Genomic DNA, 15,921 nt, shown 5'->3' on the forward strand with positions numbered 1-15,921 from the left:
TCTGCTATTCAAAAATCATCGCTTTAAGCTGGTTTCGATAAGCTTCAAGGGCTGCTCCTTTCTCTATGTAGCCGATATAGACGCTGCCTTTTACAACAGGCAGATAAGCCCTGCTGCTGTTTTCCAGCTTCTGCATGACGGTTTCCATGCTTTCATCGTAGAAGATAATATCTTTTGGAGGTGTCATTAAGTCCCGGGCGGCTATGCGGTTGTCGCTGAAAATGATCTCTTTGATGTCACTGAAATAAATCACCCCCAGCAGTTTTTCTTGTTCCGTGACGGCAAACATACCCTGATCGGAACTCTTTATTACGCTGCGCAGCTCTTCCAGATCAGTTTCTGGGGAAAGCGTTTTGGGATCTGGATTCAGTATGGAGTCCATTTTAAGTGTCCAGAGTATATTTGTATCCTTGTTGGAGGTAAATACATTTCCTTTTTTTACCAGACCCTTTACGTCAAGGGAATGCTTTTCAAATCTTTTTGAAATGGCAAAGCTTACAGAGGCCACGATCATTAGGGGAAGGATCAGGTCATAGCCTCCTGTTATCTCAGCAATAAGGAAGATAGCCGTAAGGGGTGCATGAAATAGGCCGCTTAATATGCCTGCCATGCCCACTATTGCAAAGTTGCTTACCGGCAGCTGGCTTAGTCCGGAGAGGCTTATAAGTTTTGAAAAGAAATAACCCGCATAGGATCCCAGGAAAAGCGATGGAGCGAAATTTCCTCCGTTGCCGCCGCTTCCAAGGGTTATGCCCGATGCAAAAGCTTTGAGCATCATGGAGCATCCCACAAAGGCAAGCAGCACCCATTGGCTGCTGCTGAAATCTTTAAAGAGTGTATTTTCCAGAAGCTCGCCGGGATTTCTATCTGCCAGTACTTTAATGCTCTCATATCCCTCCCCGAAAAGCGTGGGGAATATAAAAATCAGCATTCCCAACAGCGATGCGCCTATAAAAGCTTTCTGGTAAGGAGGGAAATTAAGACGGGAAAAGTAATGTTCGGTTCTCAGAAAATTACGGGAATAATATACGGAGATCATTCCGGTGAAAAGTCCCAATACAATGTAAAAAGGAATGTTATGGTAATCAAAAGTCTGTTTTCCACGAAAGGAAAGCAGGATTTCTTCATTAAGAAGCACGGTGGATACCAAGGAGCCCGTTGCAGCGGCAATCATGATGGGTGTGAAGGCAGAGATAGTTACATCTACAAGCAGCACTTCAACTGCGAACAGCACCCCAGCAATTGGAGCATTAAAGGCAGCGGAGATGCCTGCCGCTACCCCACAGCCCAGAAGCAGCGTCCGGTCCTTATAGCTAAGGCGGAACTGCTGGGCGAAATTAGATCCGAAAGCCGCGCCGGTTACCACAATTGGGCTCTCAAGACCTGCCGAACCTCCCAGACCGACTGTTAGTGAACTGGTCAGGATCTGGGCATACATTTGTTTTTTAGGTACCATGCTGGATTTTCGGGCAACCGCATAGAGGATCTGCGAGGTGCCTTTTTCAATAGAGCCTCCCAGAATTTTCTGCACTACCAGAACAGTCAGCAGTATGCCTATTACCGGAAGGATTGAGTTTATGAAGCTGAGCTTTAAAACGCTGTTGATGTATGATGCGGAATAATACACCCAGTGTGCAAAGTACTTTAAAACGATAACGGCAAATGCCGCCATGATGCCTACAAGAACACTGGAGAGAAAGATAAACTGTTTTGGAGGGAGTTTTTTTCTTCCCAGGACAAGCAGGGCTTCAATCTGTAAAATTTTTTTTCTAAACATAGGGGCAACGTAAATTATAAAGAGCTAGACTTTGGTAAATTTTTTTTTTGAAGATTTTTTTATTCTCCTTTTTACGGGAAAAGAATCTTTCTCTTGTTTTGAGTTTTTTCAAAGATACGCCGTCATATTGTTTTTTCCGCAAAATTTAACATGTATTGCGGCAGCTGTCTCCATCTGTGTATTTTATTTGAAGAATAATTGTCTCGCTGATGGCTGACTTAAAGAGATTTATGTGTTTTAATGGTTGCGTCTGGATAGTGGCTAATTTTAATTTTATCTGCAGTCTAGTATTTGTTTGAAATAATAAAATATTTAAAAGAAAGCCAGTTCCTGTTTTGCTGCAGGGACTGGCTGTTTGTTTTCTGCTCGCCTGTTATTTCTCACGTTACCTAAAAGCGGTACAGGAGTCCGAATTGAGGCTGGTCGAAGATATTTTCAAAGAGGTTTATGTTGAGCTGGAAAGTGTCCGATGAGGGGCCGTTTTCAGGAGACACGCTGTTAAAGGACAATACATTGGCCAGAATAAAGGTGACTGCAATATTTCGGGTCACAAAATAGTTCAATCCGATATTGATGTCAGCAGTAATGCTGTTGTCGGTGTTGCTGCCCAGCACTGGGGTCTCCACCTTGTTTCTTCCGTATCCCAGGCCTGCTTCCGCATAGGATTTGAAACGTTTTTTGTCCAGTTCAAGGAAATAATAACGCGCAAAGCCTCCGATGCCGAAAACATTGGTTTTAGTGCCTGTAGATTCTATTTTGTTGCTGGAGTAGTCCAGTTTTGCACCAATGGCAAATTTATCTCCCAGCAGGTAGCCAAACTTAGGGCTAAACGCGTAAAAATCCTGGTCGCCCCCAGTACTGATCTTTATGGAGCCTTCTATAAACATGTCACCGCTTTTAAAGGTGATTCCTTTAGCAGAGTCCATTTCATCGTCAATCTCCTGCTGCTGTCCGTAAACTGCCAGAATAGAAAAAAATGCCGCAATAATGGTAAATAGATTTTTCATAATAAATGAGTTTAAAGTTACACCGCATAAATATATGAAAATTATGTAAGAAAATTTGTCTTTTAATATTTTTAATTGATTAATAGTTAGATTGTTGTCTTAAATAAAAAAGGAATTTGAACATTCACGGCGCGATAAATTAGTACTTTTTCCAGTAAAAAAATGAAACAAAAAAAGCAGAAATGCCCAGAAAAGCATTAAACTGTAAAGCTTAAGTTTAGTTTCAAAAATATGGCGGAAAGTATAATGGGTCAGGAGATAAGTTAAGTCATTCCCCATCGGTTCAGCATCATGGCGGTTTATTTATAATCTCTTGAGTTCTTTCTTTCTTTCTTTCTTTCTTTCTTTCTTTCTTTCTTTCTTTCTTCTGATGTGCAGTACAGAATCGGAAACGGTTTTTAAAGATCCAGGCGCTTTATCCTCACTCATTGGTTGGAGTAGTCTCTACATTTAATAAGTAAGGATTTTATGATATTGCTGCCGAGGCTGTCTGATATAAGAATCGGACTGTGACAAAATTTTGTAATGTCCGTTTTTAGTTTCATATATACAAGTATTTGGATTAGGAAAATAGATTGGTTTAGCGCTATAAAAATAAACTGCGGTTAAGGATTAAAAAAAACAGCTGTTATCCGCCCAAGACGAATGATGAAATCTTCAGATCTTTACTATTTGCTGTTAACCGCTCTGCCTGTTTGGGAAAAAGACAGCAAACCAAAATGAAGCCTTATACGACTTTTTAACGGCTTCCGAATATCTCTTTATGCCGCCTCTCTAGGTGCGAAAGCCGTTAAGAAAAGATATGATCTTCCGTATATTCTTCCGCAATTTGAGTCAAATATTTCTTTCAGCTGTCAGATTAGGTCATCAATTATTTATATGCCGGTTTTAACAGCGGATCTAAGCATGGTCTGAATTAAATCGTTGGATTTGAAAATCAATTTCATCTTTATCAGATTTAGAACCTACCTATTTTTCGGGATCGAGAAATAGAATTAAGCAGATCGTAACTGCAAATGCTTCTTTATTTTTCTCTGCGGCCTATGTAAAATAGTATTTCGCCGTCATCAACTGCAAGTCCCATATTTTTTTTCAGTATTGTGCCGCTTAGGGGAGCAGTTATTATTCTTACGTTCCTGCCGAAAACATCAGTTATATAGCCTATTTCCTCATCTTTTGTGACAATTCCTCCAGCCTTAAAGCTGCTGTGAAATAATCCTCTGCCTGGACTGGAGACAGAAACCTGTTTCGTATATCTGTGCTTAACTGGGGAAGCTGCCGCAACCTTTTTATTTTCATACATTTTCAATTCATGCATCATACGGTAAACAGCATTTTTGGCAGACAGAATATCTGTTTTTTCATTGCTGCCCAGTTTTCCTATGGCTATGCTCAAAGCTGGTATTCCCAGCCTTACAGCCTGCTTAAAAGCCTGACGTGCAGGTTGGCCTGAAGCCTGGGTATAAGGCTGGCTGACCACCGTGCTCAGACCGCTGATTTCGCTCAGACGTGCTGCAAGCAGCGTCTGGTTCTGAAACTCTTTATTATCATAATAGCAGGCATGTGCTATAAGGTTCTCGTTGACGCCCCCGCCATGCATTTCCAGAAATATATCGGTTGCGTCGAAAATTCCTGTTGTGATAAAATCGGCAGTAACTTCAGTAATGGTGCCAGCCGGTCTTCCAGGAAAAGCCAGATTTAGATTTAATTGGTCACCAGGACTTACAAACGGTGTCCGATTGTAAAAAGACTCCAGATTCATAATGGGAATTATGATCAGGCTGCCGCTTAGCTTTTCGGGATCTATTTCCCTGCGGAGCTGCAGCAAAGATGCGATTGCCGAATACCCCATGCCGTAAATCCCCGCCGAAATGGTAAAAGTCGGGCCTTTGTGTCTGCCGCTTATTAATGTAGCAGGAATATAAGCGAGGGAACTATCGGCAGCGGTCAGACGGAATATGGTATCTGTTATTGCTGACTGTTTTTGTTCTAAAATCATTTTTAATGTTTTTTTTTGAGATTCTGCTGTCTGGCATATAAAAAAGGATAATAAATAGAAGAGTAAATGTTTCATGAACTATGTTGTTTGGATGCTGATAAACTGGAAAAAAAAGAGATGCTTGAAATTATGTTTCCCCGTTATATACTTGCTGTTTTACTATAATGAAATAAAGCTGATAAATGAATGCCTTTAAAGCCGGCAGAATAGAACCAATAATTGCAGCCACGGCATATTGCCCGCATCGAAATGCATTAGAATTTAAAGCTGTTTTTTATGTTAAATGATTATGAAATAAGACGCAGAAAAGTGGGCAGCTAATACTATAAGGATAAGAGTATGAAAAACCCCGGCCTTAAAATGCTTCCTGCTGCATATAAGAAGATCGTAAACGTCTTGCAGTCTCCTTGTCAAAAAATGAAGCAGGAATAATTTCCAAGTTCAGAAAAGATGAAAACGATATAAAAGACTGCAGCAGCCCAATGAAAAAAAGTTCTTTTTCCTAAAATATGAGGTCTTCCTTCTCTGGCTTTCTGTAACTGCGCCAAAGCGGCAATTTTCATTTGTCGGTACAAAGGCAGTTGCCTTAAATTTATTTTTCCTCTCTTGGAGGGAAGAGCTTATGCGTACTTTTTTTTTGCTGTGCGTCGCAGTAACGGATGTTGTTTCTGAATTTAGAGTTGCTAAGATTTCCAGTGCTGATCCCGTGAAAACTATTGAATAAATCTTATCAGCTTCACTTCCGTGCAGCACGCGAAGCGAGAACAGGAAAAAAATCAGTATTTTTTTTAAAAGACTCATCAGTGGGTCTGGAATCTGAATTTATTAAGTTTATTTCTAATAGAGGCCAAATATACTTCTAATATGGCAAAAAACAGCATTTAGATTTCAGAATATCGTTTAATGCATCAGACCGTCTGAAAGAAGGCCCTTCATTATTTCAAATGGCGGGTGATAAATTTTTGACTTTTGCAATTCAACCCCAGCTCAAAATATTTAAATATGGCGCTATTTTAGCGGTGTTCGCCAGACAAGCTCTTTTTAGAAATAGAAAAGGGGACCTGTAACTGAATATTTATTATTTTTCGGCTGCAGCGTCATCCATTTTTTTTTAAAAGCTGTTTCCAGGGGGTATGTAACTTTGATAAGCAGATAAAAGTCTTGGGAGTACCATCATGCTGGGCATTTAAGCCATTTTTTTAATCACCCGATTGCAGGTCCAACGAATAAAAAGTCTCGGCTGGTTACCAATTTTATGATTCTTTTAAAATTTGATTGCCTGCACTTAAGAGGGAGCATTCTGCGGTAGCAACGGGTAATTTACATGGATGTTCTTGGCTTTTCACACTGTAATGCCTATTTTTGTGAAATGGCAAAACTGATTAACCTTAAAATTTTCGCACATTTTTTTCAATCATCCTCATCGGGAGGCATACTGCTTCTGGTATGTGTTTTTGTATCGCTTTTGATAGCAAATACAGGATTGGGAACATATTTTAATGATTTGCTTGCCTACCCGCTGGGATATGAAACTGGGGAAGTGCATCTGCAGTATCCCATTCTGTTGTGGATCAATGACGGACTGATGGCTGTTTTTTTTCTGCTGGTCGGCTTGGAAATAAAAAGGGAAGTCATAGAAGGCGAGCTTTCCTCGCTGCGTCAGGCAGCCCTGCCTGTATTGGCAGCACTTGGAGGAGTTGCTGTTCCGGCGGCAATTTACTTTCTTTTTAATGGTCAAAATCCTCAGACTGCTAAAGGCTGGGGAATACCAATGGCTACCGATATTGCCTTCGCCCTTGGCATACTCTCGCTGTTAGGCGATAAAGTGCCATCTGGACTTAAAATATTTCTTGCCGCTCTGGCAATTGTGGATGATCTGATTGCCATACTGGTTATCGCTATTTTTTATTCTTCGGAGCTTCATTTTCTGTATCTGGGCTATGCGGGAGCTATATTTATTCTGCTTATGGTTTTTAACCGAATAGGGGTCAGGAATTTACTGTTTTATCTGCTTCCTGGCGCTGTAATGTGGTATTTTATCCATCATTCTGGAATTCATGCCACTATAGCAGGAGTGCTTGTGGCACTGACCCTGCCGACAAATGAAGAGGATACTGATTCGCCCCTGGAAAAACTCGAGCATGCCTTGACAAGACCGGTAAATTTTATCATTATGCCAATTTTTGCTCTGGCCAACACCAATATTGCTTTTGAACCGGAAATGCTCAAGGGGCTTACCGGAAATCTTGGTCTGGGCATAATCCTGGGGCTTTTTCTTGGAAAACCAGTTGGTATTTTTTTAATGTCGTGGTTCTCGGTAAAGATAAGGGCTGCAGACCTGCCCGCTGAAACAACATGGCTTCATGTCCTTGGGCTGGGGCTTTTGGGAGGAATCGGGTTTACCATGTCGATATTTATTGCCTTACTGTCCTTTTCCCAGCAGGCATTTCAGAATGAGGCTAAATTTGCAATCCTGATTGCTTCTATACTTGCCGGTGTATCGGGCTTTCTGCTTTTGAGCCTCTATAATAAAAAACAGCAGAAGAATTGATCTTACAGTTTACTGCCTTTTGAAAATTGCCGCATCTTTTACCGATAGGCGTGTATTGAGCCATTTTCGGAGTTTTTCATTTTCCTGCGGGGTAAGGCTCTTTGATCCGTCATAAATGACAGCGGTGATCGTTGCGGTGCTGTCCTTGTAATTTATCAGCGAGCTTTTTGCAATAGAAAGCGAATTGACATTGGGAAATAAAGTTCGTATTTCGCTTAAAATCTGTCTGCTGTCAAATTTGTTTTTTTTCAGCTCTTTTTCCAGCTGCACGATTTTTACGTCTTTCACATTCATTTCATTCTCGCTGCTCTTGATCTGGCTTAAAATATCGCCTTTTATGTCGTTGAAGCGATCCGTGCTGTCCTGCCTGATCTGAAGCTTGGTGCCCATCAGGTATTTATTGCGGTTCAGCCTGTTTTTAAGGTCTTTTATTTCTTCAGGTGAGAACCGTTTGGACAAAAAGGCGAGTTCGAGTTTTTTATTCGGAGAGTTAAAATCGGTTTTTTTATACACAACAGTATATCCCTTACTGCCGAATTCATCGTCAATAAAAAGATTCACGTTCTTTTTGAACTGCTGTTCGCGGTATAGGGAATAGGCCAGATAGCTGCTGGGCGCCAGCATTGCGGTAATTAGAAAAGCAATAGTGTATTTTACCCGTTTTTGGTGCTTCTCGTCAATTTGTTTGACTGCAGGATAGTTAAGGTATTTGATGATTAGAAAAGTAGCAATTCCGATAAAGACGCAATTGATGCAGTACAGGTAGAATGCTCCTAAAAAAAAGGACCATTGCGCGGTGGCAATTCCATACCCCGCCGTGCACAATGGAGGCATTAATGCCGTAGCGATAGCCACACCCGGAACGGGGTTGCCTTTTTCTGATCTGGTAACGGCAATAACCCCTACAACACCCCCGAAAAAAGCAATAAGGATATCATAGATATTGGGCGCCGTCCTGGCCAGCAGTTCAGACTGCACCTCCTTGAAAGGGCTCAGGTAAAAATATAAGGTCGACACCACAAGGCTTACCGCAGTGGCATTCAGAAGGTTTCGAAGCGATTTTTTAAGCAGTGAAAAATCATAAATCCCAAGAGCAAAACCAGCCCCTACTATCGGTCCCATAAGGGGGGATATGAGCATTGCGCCGATAATGACCGCAGTGGAGTTTACATTAAGCCCAACCGAGGCCACAATAATGGCGCAAGCTAAAATCCAAAGATTCGCTCCTTTAAAAGAAATGTTTTTCTTAACGGTCTCCAGGGTCTTTTCCCTATCGTCTTCCCCTTCCTTAAGATTTAGAATATCTGTAATTTTTTTCATGTTTTTTCCAATTAGCATTATCAAAGTATTGCAGGCGTCTTTTTTACTAAAGATAAAATTTATTTTTATACTGGCGGATAGTTTCAATAGAGTTTTACGATTTCCTGATCAATTCATCCTTTTTTGACAATAATAAACTCCTGACGGCTTCCAATTGACGGTATTTCAATGCCTGTTTTTACATTTTTTTCATCTTTTTACCGATCTGGCTTATTTTTTTGTATATTAAAAATCTAATCAGTAAATAAGATGATGACAAAATTACGAATTTCAATAATCAACATTCATGGACTATTAAAAGGTTCAGGCTTGGAGATTGGTAGAGATGCCGATAATGGAGGACAGACAAAATATGTATATGAGCTTGCTGAATTTTTATCACAGCACCCCAGCGTAGAACATGTTGATTTATTTACCAGAATGATAGATGATCCCAGCCTTTCACCTGAATATGCCCAAGAGGTCGAAGCTGTAAATGAAAAACTGGATATACGCAGAATTCCATTTTTAGGAAAAAGATACAGGCCGAAAGAACAGCTATGGGAAGGCCTGGACACATTTGTAACCGGTATGGTGCAGCACATTAAATTCCATGATATATTCCCCCATTGGATCCACTCGCATTACGGGGATGCTGGATATGCCGCGGCAGAATTATCGGTGATTTTGAATATTCCCTTTGCCCACACCGGACATTCCCTGGGTTTTTATAAAAGAAAAAAACTGGCAGAAAACGGTATCTCGCAGCAAGAGATGGAGAAGAAATTTAAGTTTGAAGCCAGGATTGCAGCTGAGGAAAAGACACTGGAATTGTCAGAATTTATCATTACCTCCACAGAGCAGGAAATTGAAACCTATAAGCCTTATAAAAATTTCGCAATGGCCAGATATCATGCCATTTCCCCAGGCATCGATACACGTAAATTTGCCGCCTATTACCATCAGGAACAGGATTCAGAGAAGCAGATGCAGGAAGAGCAGCGGAAATATTGGGTGGCCGAAACGATTTCTAAATTTTTGATCAATCCCCATAAGCCTTTTATCCTAGCACTTTCAAGACCCGACCGCCATAAAAACCTGCATACTTTAATAGAAGTCTATGGAAAAGACAAGGAACTTCAGGCTATGGCCAATTTGGTTATTTTTGCGGGAATCCGTAAAGATATTTCAAGAATGCCGGAATCTGAAAAAGATGTATTGACCGATCTTCTTTTATCAATGGATAAGTATGATTTGTATGGAAAAATGGCAATTCCCAAAAAGCACGATGTGGAGAATGAAGTTTCCATTATTTATCGTTATGCAGCTGAAAAGAGAGGTGTTTTTGTGAATTTGACCCTGCATGAGAATTTCGGGCTCACCGTCATTGAATCAGCAAGTTCGGGTCTGCCTGTTGTGGTAACCAAAAATGGAGGGCCATCGGAGATTATCCCAACCTGCCAGAACGGAATATTGGTGGATCCCTTGGATGCGGCCCAGATAAAGAAGGCTTTACGCACTGTACTAACCGATGAGAACCAGTGGAAATATTTTTCCAATAACGGCGCCATCAACATTCAGAAACATTACAGCTGGCTGAGCCATGTCAACCATTATGTGGATCTAATAAATGAGAATTTATCACTTTCTTCCGGCGCAGGCATTAAAAAACAGCATTATCCCAACATTAATATTTCGAGATTAAAAAGAAAAGTGGAGAATTTATTGGTTTCTGATATTGATGGGACCCTTATAGAACCTAAATTAAACAATCCGGGATTAAAGGAGCTAAAAGCCCATTTGGTAAATCGTACTGGAAAAATGGCATTTGCACTGGCATCAGGAAGAAACTTAAGGCTGATAAAAAAGGTAATTGAAGAAGAGCGTTTTCCTGTACCTGATTTTATAATTTGTTCTGTAGGAACCGAAATCTATTACACCAATGGCAAGGATTATATCTTAGACAAGGGATGGTCCACTTTTTTGTCGGGCCGGTGGAAAAGAGAAGACGTGGAAAACCGCTTAAGAACCATTTCGTGGATAAAGCTCCAGGAAGAAGAAGCGCAAAATCCTTTTAAGATCTCTTACTGCTATGATAAGGACAAATACAATTATGACCAGCTTGTTGCCGCTTTGGGAAAAGGATGGTATAAAATCAATATTATTGCCAGCCACGGACAGTTTCTGGATATTATTCCAAAGAGGGCCTCTAAAGGAAATGCCATTAAATTTTTATGCCGTAAGTGGGCAATCCCCTTATCCAAGGTAATTGCAGCGGGCGATTCAGGCAACGACATTGATATGTTCAGGGGAGCCATCAAGGGTATTATTGTAGGCAACCGAAGTACTGAATTAGAGCATTACAAGACCACCAAAAGTATTTTTGTCGCAACAAGTCCGGCTTCCTCCGGAATATTGGAAGGATTAAAACATTATAAGATAATTAAGTAAATATGGGTTCAGGATCAGATTTAAAAGCTGGGTATTTGGTGATACCAATCTTTTTTATTGAAAAAACAGGCTTCTCATTAGTTTCGCCTGATTATTTCCAATCACAATTATATTGTCCGCGAAGTCTCACGGGATGGCCTTTTATGGAAGAGTGCTAAAGACGCTTTCTCTGCAGGGATCCCGGACAGTGGAATGATAATATGCTCTAGAAGATGAATGTGAGTGAAAGCAGAGTACCGGAAAGCTATGAAACCTACTATATATCAGCCAAAAGCGCAGTGATAAAGAAATTATCCAAAAAGAGTGAAGGGCAGTTTCGCAGCCTTTGATCATTGGGCAAAGGAAAATCAGTAGGGGCTTCCTTTAAAAAGCTGGACACCATATTGTAAAAGCAAATGGAGTTTTGATGCCCAAGCGGTTATGAAGTTTTTTATTTTGAAAGACCATCCCGCGATTTTATATGGGAAGCGCTCCTGGCCATTAAAACAATGGGGAAGGCTGGATTCGCAATCAAATGTGACCAGATGGGAGCGGCCTATTATATTTCAATCGATTTGAAAATATCTGCAGTTCAGGGCATTATTTAGCGAAAAGGATTTCAGGAAGAATTTTATTTTTGAAAATATTCAGGGCAATCAGCTGAAATCGTGTAAACTAAGGAGATTTATTTTAAGATATTCTGCCATGGCAATTATTGTGCGCTGTCAATCAATGGATGGGTAAAATTGACTTTACCTGATTTTAAATGCAACGATGGAAAAATTAGCGCATATTTCTGCTCGGCAATTATATCGGCGGAGAATTCAAAAATTCACATTATCCCTGAACCGGAAAATGAATATTAACTTCAGATCCCGATAAGGCATTTGAGAAGTTCTTAAAAAGGAAATTAGCAGAGGAAGAAGCGGCAAAGAGGTAAAATTTACCGCATCATTGAGTTCACTGCTGGGTTTTTAATTTAAAGTCTTATATTTGCAGAGAATGAAACAACCCGCCTTTATTTTCTCCCTTGCGGCTTCAAGGCTTTATAAGATAAAATAAAGAAGGTCTGCAGCATTTAAAGGTTAAATTATTATATCAAAAAAATATTAGAACCCGGACATTCGCTTCGGGTTTTTTTTATTGATTCAGTAAAGACCAGCTTTTCATCAGGCAGAAAAACGCAATCCTTTAATAGCAGAACTCCATAAGGAGGTTTTATAAAACCTCTCCCTTGATTTTCAGGCCAACCCTGCCGCCGGGCTGATTTACGGCATTGCTTTCAACTATAATGGTCTTGCGGACCGGGCCTGCGGGAATATTGCTGCACTTAATGCTGATCTTTCCTTTTTTACCCGGCATAATAGCCATGGAAGGTTTAGTGACCACAATATAGCTTGCCGTGGATTCTGCCCCTGTAATGAGTAAGGGTTCATCTCCTGTATTTTTAAATTCAAATACGCCTTCTGTGATTTCTGCTTTTGAAACCTGGCCGTAATCGATAGTGTTCTCTGGGGAGGAAAACTCAATTTTAGCGCCCTTTTGGCAAAAAGCAGCTGTACTTAACAATATTAGAAAAAAAAGCATGATGTTTTTCATTTTGAAATATTTAAAGTTTTGTCAAATATACTTTTCTTAAATTAAAATCAAACTATTATTTTTTCTATGCCATTATTTTAAGATGTTTTCCTACTTTTTATTGGAAATCTTCGATTTATCGAGTCTGTTATTGAATATCAAGCAGTATTTTGAGTAAATTACAGATTTAAAAAAAAAAGCTATGAAAAAAATGCCAATAATGGTGCTTCTTATCTGTGTATGTATTTCGTGTCAAAGAAAAAAGGGGGCTGAAGGACAAAATATTGAGGAATTTGGACACTTGAAAGATTCGATATCTGGCAATTTCCAACCATTCAGGCAGCCGGATGCATCAATATTGGGGTTTTGGAACAGTGAAATGCTCTGCAGTAAAGCTGATTGCGGGCTTTATGTAATCGGAGACCGGCGAAATGAAATCTGGGAGTTTATGGAGGACTCCGCCAAGGTATATGCCCATGCGCTGCACGGCAAAAAACTGCTGACTGTGTTCAGGGCAGTCTACAATGGGGATCAAATAGTGCTTGAATCCTGCAGGGACAGCCTCTCTGAGAATACCTTAAAAATCAATATTCTTTTAGATGATCTAAAAGACAATGTCATTAAAGGCACCCAGAAAATAACCATAGAGGATAACTGCATTTCCGTATTTGACGTGGAACTTACAAGGGCAGAAAAAGGCATATAGTATTAATGATAGTGCTCCGGCTGGCAAATTAAACTGCCGTGCTGCAATAAATATTTACGTATGATTTTGATGAACTTTATTTCTTTGCATAGAAAATACCCCTTTTGGTTTGAAAAAAATGCCTGCCATATTTAATTTTGCCAATAATGCTGAAGGACTTTAGTATTTACACTCGATTTTCTGCTTATGATGCCGTTTCAGCACTTAATAATGGTCAAAGGGCTCTAAAGATTTTCAGATGACTTCATGATTGGAAAAGGAAGCAATTGTAAATATTTGTGGTTTCATTTTATAACTTGAAACCTATTTTTTAAACATAACATTTTTTGTATTTGTAATTTAGCGGCAGTAAATAACGATGTAATTTTTTCAATTATGGCTATTCCTAATGAATTATACAATGTAAAATTTGCAGAATGGAGCGAATCTATTCAGATTTTATACCTTGTGGATGATAAATTTAAAAAAATCTGTGATGATTACTGTGCTGCTAAAACTGACACAATTAAGTTTGAAAAAAGATTGGCGAGTAATTTTGACAAAAAAACTAAAAGTAAAAACTTAGAAAAGGAACTTGAGGAAGAAATATTGTTTTATCTGATAAGGAAAACGTAATGTAAATCATGCTGTTGGCAATTCAACAATCTGCTTCTTCGAAATCGGACGATTACAAACATTATCTGTAATAATATGAACTGCATCCGCAATTTAATGGGGAGAATATATTTAAAAAAGATTTTTTTCTGTTTATTTAAGTTTATGCCAAAAGGTTACGCCAATATGATTAAAATGCGCAAGGTAAATTAGTGGTAAGCTCATAGCTTTCAAATCTTTGAATTTTTTAAAATGAAATGTCCCATTGTATTCTGAACCGCCAGCCGCCCTGAAGAGGTAAGGTCTTATCTTGAAAATGGAAATTACTGACTTCGCCTGTAAGTTTGTTCTTATGGCCGTTAAAAAACCAATTGAAAGCCAGGGTTGATTCTGTTTCCAGATTTTCAGTAAGGTTTTTATCGGGTCTGTAGAGCGAGTGCCTGCCTGCGACTTCCAGTTTTTTAGGAAACCAATCGGCAATGGTATGAAAAAAATAACCGGCCTGGACATAATAGCCCATTAGTGTTGTTGTTTTATTTAAATTAAGTTTATCTATAATGCATTTGTGGTGCCATTCGCTCTGCCAGGAAAAACCTCGATACATTAAAGCAGTTTCCAAGTTGTATTGGTTTACCCTGTACTGTCCTGGATTTTCTTCTTCGAAACCATCGAGATGTCCTCCCCCTGATTGCGAAAAACGTGTATATGGGCTGCGATTTGTAACGGCGGCCAGTGCAATTATAGCAGCGGGCTTTTGATGAAATTCTAAATCACCGCCTTCAAAATCCAGCGTTCTTCCCAAAAAATTCCATTGGGCACGCCCAAAATACATTAGATTTTTATCATCGTTTAGAGTGCTTCCTCTTCCGGTTCCGGTTAAGGCCGCCAGCCAATAATTAAAATCCGCTATTCCTCTGCCTTTCAAATGGCCATAAATTTCAATCCCTATCTGCCTGTCAACGGTGAAATAGCGGTTCAATAGTGAGCGTTCCACCATTTGCTGTTCCCCGCTGCTGATAAAGCGCTCCCGGGTAAATTCAACTTTCCACTGGCCTGCTTTAAAACTCATCCATTTCCATTTCTCGACCATAATCCTAAAATCAAGCAGATTGGACTGGCTCAGTTCGTATTCCCAATAATAGCTTAGCCAGGGTTCGTATGCATGTCCTCCAACTTTAAGCCGTGCCCTGTTTATTTTGAATGTTGTTTGATTTTCCTGATTAAAATCATCATAGGTAAGAGGATCAGTATCAAAAGGACTGGAAAAGCGAAACTGCAGCCTGCTCTGCAGCTGAAGCGAGAATTTATTGTCTTTTGTCGCTAACTGGAATCCTTTCTTTCCATAACTTAAATCTATTGCTTTGGCAGTATCTTTTGGCGCTTGGCAAATGGCATTTGAAAAATAAAACAGTGCTAAAATACTTATGATAGACTTTCGAATTTTGCGGATAATTCTCATAGGAAGCAAATTAAGCATTAAAAAAAATCGATTACAAAATCAATTTTATCATATTTTTAACTAACTTAGTAAAGGTAATTCTTTCAAATTTAACTTTTTATTTTATATAAATAAATTTCTATTTCAATAAAAAGGTTGAATTGTGCGTCTGTAAAATTTAAAATGCAGCCAGAATTTAATCCGCAAAAAGCTAATTTTAGTAGTTTTTATAAAAGAACATATCTCTTTTATACGAATTGCTTTTACGGCGTTTTTGGAATTTGTCTTTTAAGAATACATCAGCAGCTATCTGTCGGAAGTTAATTGAAAACCAGAATAATAATATTTAAAAAGGCTAATAAAAAGTTTGTTTCAAATTATAACTTGCAACAAGTTCTGTGATTGTTTCGCTTGGGATTTTTATAATTTTATAAAAAAGCTGCTAGGAATGCAGCACTGCAGCTTTTGGTTAGCGCTGCGCATTTACAAGATTGATTATAAGCCATCTGCCAATATATTTCAATAGTATCTCTATTGTAAGA

At 39.3% G+C, this 15,921-nt stretch carries 11 protein-coding genes; 4 read left to right on the top strand and 7 right to left on the bottom strand.

Features of this window, described 5'->3' with window-relative positions; translation table 11 throughout:
• Positions 1 to 4: 4 nt before the first annotated feature.
• From ACWA1F_RS04605 to ACWA1F_RS04620, 4 genes are all read right to left on the bottom strand, one after another.
• Positions 5 to 1,777 (bottom strand): chloride channel protein, encoded by a 1,773-nt coding sequence (locus ACWA1F_RS04605; RefSeq protein WP_456891972.1) that lies wholly within the window; start codon positions 1,775 to 1,777, stop codon positions 5 to 7.
• Between the two features lie 389 nt (positions 1,778 to 2,166).
• Positions 2,167 to 2,784, bottom strand: coding sequence for an outer membrane beta-barrel protein (locus ACWA1F_RS04610; RefSeq protein ID WP_091490971.1), 618 nt, complete (start codon positions 2,782 to 2,784; stop codon positions 2,167 to 2,169).
• Between the two features lie 303 nt (positions 2,785 to 3,087).
• Positions 3,088 to 3,213 carry a hypothetical protein gene (locus tag ACWA1F_RS04615; RefSeq protein WP_262489164.1) on the bottom strand — a complete coding sequence of 42 codons (126 nt, stop codon included), beginning with the start codon at positions 3,211 to 3,213 and terminating at the stop codon, positions 3,088 to 3,090.
• A 595-nt stretch (positions 3,214 to 3,808) separates the two neighbouring features.
• The gene (locus tag ACWA1F_RS04620; protein WP_456891975.1) at positions 3,809 to 4,858 is read right to left on the bottom strand and encodes a M14 family metallopeptidase; all 1,050 of its coding nucleotides are present in this window, start codon (positions 4,856 to 4,858) and stop codon (positions 3,809 to 3,811) included.
• Positions 4,859 to 6,152: 1,294 nt separating this feature from the next.
• Between ACWA1F_RS04620 and nhaA the strand changes: the two genes are divergently transcribed.
• Positions 6,153 to 7,334: a Na+/H+ antiporter NhaA gene (gene nhaA / locus ACWA1F_RS04625; RefSeq protein ID WP_167365382.1), complete on the top strand. Its 1,182-nt coding sequence runs from the start codon at positions 6,153 to 6,155 to the stop codon at positions 7,332 to 7,334.
• Between the two features lie 9 nt (positions 7,335 to 7,343).
• On the opposite strand, the gene ACWA1F_RS04630 is transcribed toward nhaA, so the two are convergent.
• Positions 7,344 to 8,654: a DUF389 domain-containing protein gene (locus tag ACWA1F_RS04630; RefSeq protein ID WP_091491538.1), complete on the bottom strand. Its 1,311-nt coding sequence runs from the start codon at positions 8,652 to 8,654 to the stop codon at positions 7,344 to 7,346.
• Between the two features lie 249 nt (positions 8,655 to 8,903).
• Between ACWA1F_RS04630 and ACWA1F_RS04635 the strand changes: the two genes are divergently transcribed.
• Positions 8,904 to 11,084, top strand: coding sequence for an HAD-IIB family hydrolase (locus tag ACWA1F_RS04635; protein WP_456891977.1), 2,181 nt, complete (start codon positions 8,904 to 8,906; stop codon positions 11,082 to 11,084).
• Between the two features lie 1,197 nt (positions 11,085 to 12,281).
• Here ACWA1F_RS04635 and ACWA1F_RS04640 read toward each other — a convergent pair.
• Positions 12,282 to 12,662 (bottom strand): DUF1573 domain-containing protein, encoded by a 381-nt coding sequence (locus ACWA1F_RS04640; RefSeq protein WP_456891978.1) that lies wholly within the window; start codon positions 12,660 to 12,662, stop codon positions 12,282 to 12,284.
• A 181-nt stretch (positions 12,663 to 12,843) separates the two neighbouring features.
• Here ACWA1F_RS04640 and ACWA1F_RS04645 point away from each other — a divergent pair, with 181 nt between their 5' ends.
• Positions 12,844 to 13,347 (top strand): hypothetical protein, encoded by a 504-nt coding sequence (locus ACWA1F_RS04645; RefSeq protein WP_091490962.1) that lies wholly within the window; start codon positions 12,844 to 12,846, stop codon positions 13,345 to 13,347.
• A gap of 375 nt (positions 13,348 to 13,722) precedes the next feature.
• Positions 13,723 to 13,962, top strand: coding sequence for a hypothetical protein (locus ACWA1F_RS04650; RefSeq protein ID WP_244165318.1), 240 nt, complete (start codon positions 13,723 to 13,725; stop codon positions 13,960 to 13,962).
• Positions 13,963 to 14,188: 226 nt separating this feature from the next.
• On the opposite strand, the gene ACWA1F_RS04655 is transcribed toward ACWA1F_RS04650, so the two are convergent.
• Positions 14,189 to 15,400: an OprO/OprP family phosphate-selective porin gene (locus ACWA1F_RS04655; protein WP_091491537.1), complete on the bottom strand. Its 1,212-nt coding sequence runs from the start codon at positions 15,398 to 15,400 to the stop codon at positions 14,189 to 14,191.
• Positions 15,401 to 15,921: the final 521 nt, after the last annotated feature.

The sequence above is a fragment of the Flavobacterium erigeronis genome (assembly GCF_054075165.1).

Coding starts and splice junctions, on each gene's coding strand:
- ACWA1F_RS04610 (WP_091490971.1), bottom strand. CDS start 2,784: ATGAAAAATCTATTTACCATTATTGCGGCATTTTTTTCTATTCTGGCA.
- ACWA1F_RS04630 (WP_091491538.1), bottom strand. CDS start 8,654: ATGAAAAAAATTACAGATATTCTAAATCTTAAGGAAGGGGAAGACGAT.
- ACWA1F_RS04650 (WP_244165318.1), top strand. CDS start 13,723: ATGGCTATTCCTAATGAATTATACAATGTAAAATTTGCAGAATGGAGC.
- ACWA1F_RS04635 (WP_456891977.1), top strand. CDS start 8,904: ATGATGACAAAATTACGAATTTCAATAATCAACATTCATGGACTATTA.
- ACWA1F_RS04605 (WP_456891972.1), bottom strand. CDS start 1,777: ATGTTTAGAAAAAAAATTTTACAGATTGAAGCCCTGCTTGTCCTGGGA.
- nhaA (WP_167365382.1), top strand. CDS start 6,153: ATGGCAAAACTGATTAACCTTAAAATTTTCGCACATTTTTTTCAATCA.
- ACWA1F_RS04615 (WP_262489164.1), bottom strand. CDS start 3,213: ATGAGTGAGGATAAAGCGCCTGGATCTTTAAAAACCGTTTCCGATTCT.
- ACWA1F_RS04645 (WP_091490962.1), top strand. CDS start 12,844: ATGAAAAAAATGCCAATAATGGTGCTTCTTATCTGTGTATGTATTTCG.
- ACWA1F_RS04620 (WP_456891975.1), bottom strand. CDS start 4,858: ATGAAACATTTACTCTTCTATTTATTATCCTTTTTTATATGCCAGACA.
- ACWA1F_RS04640 (WP_456891978.1), bottom strand. CDS start 12,662: ATGAAAAACATCATGCTTTTTTTTCTAATATTGTTAAGTACAGCTGCT.
- ACWA1F_RS04655 (WP_091491537.1), bottom strand. CDS start 15,400: ATGAGAATTATCCGCAAAATTCGAAAGTCTATCATAAGTATTTTAGCA.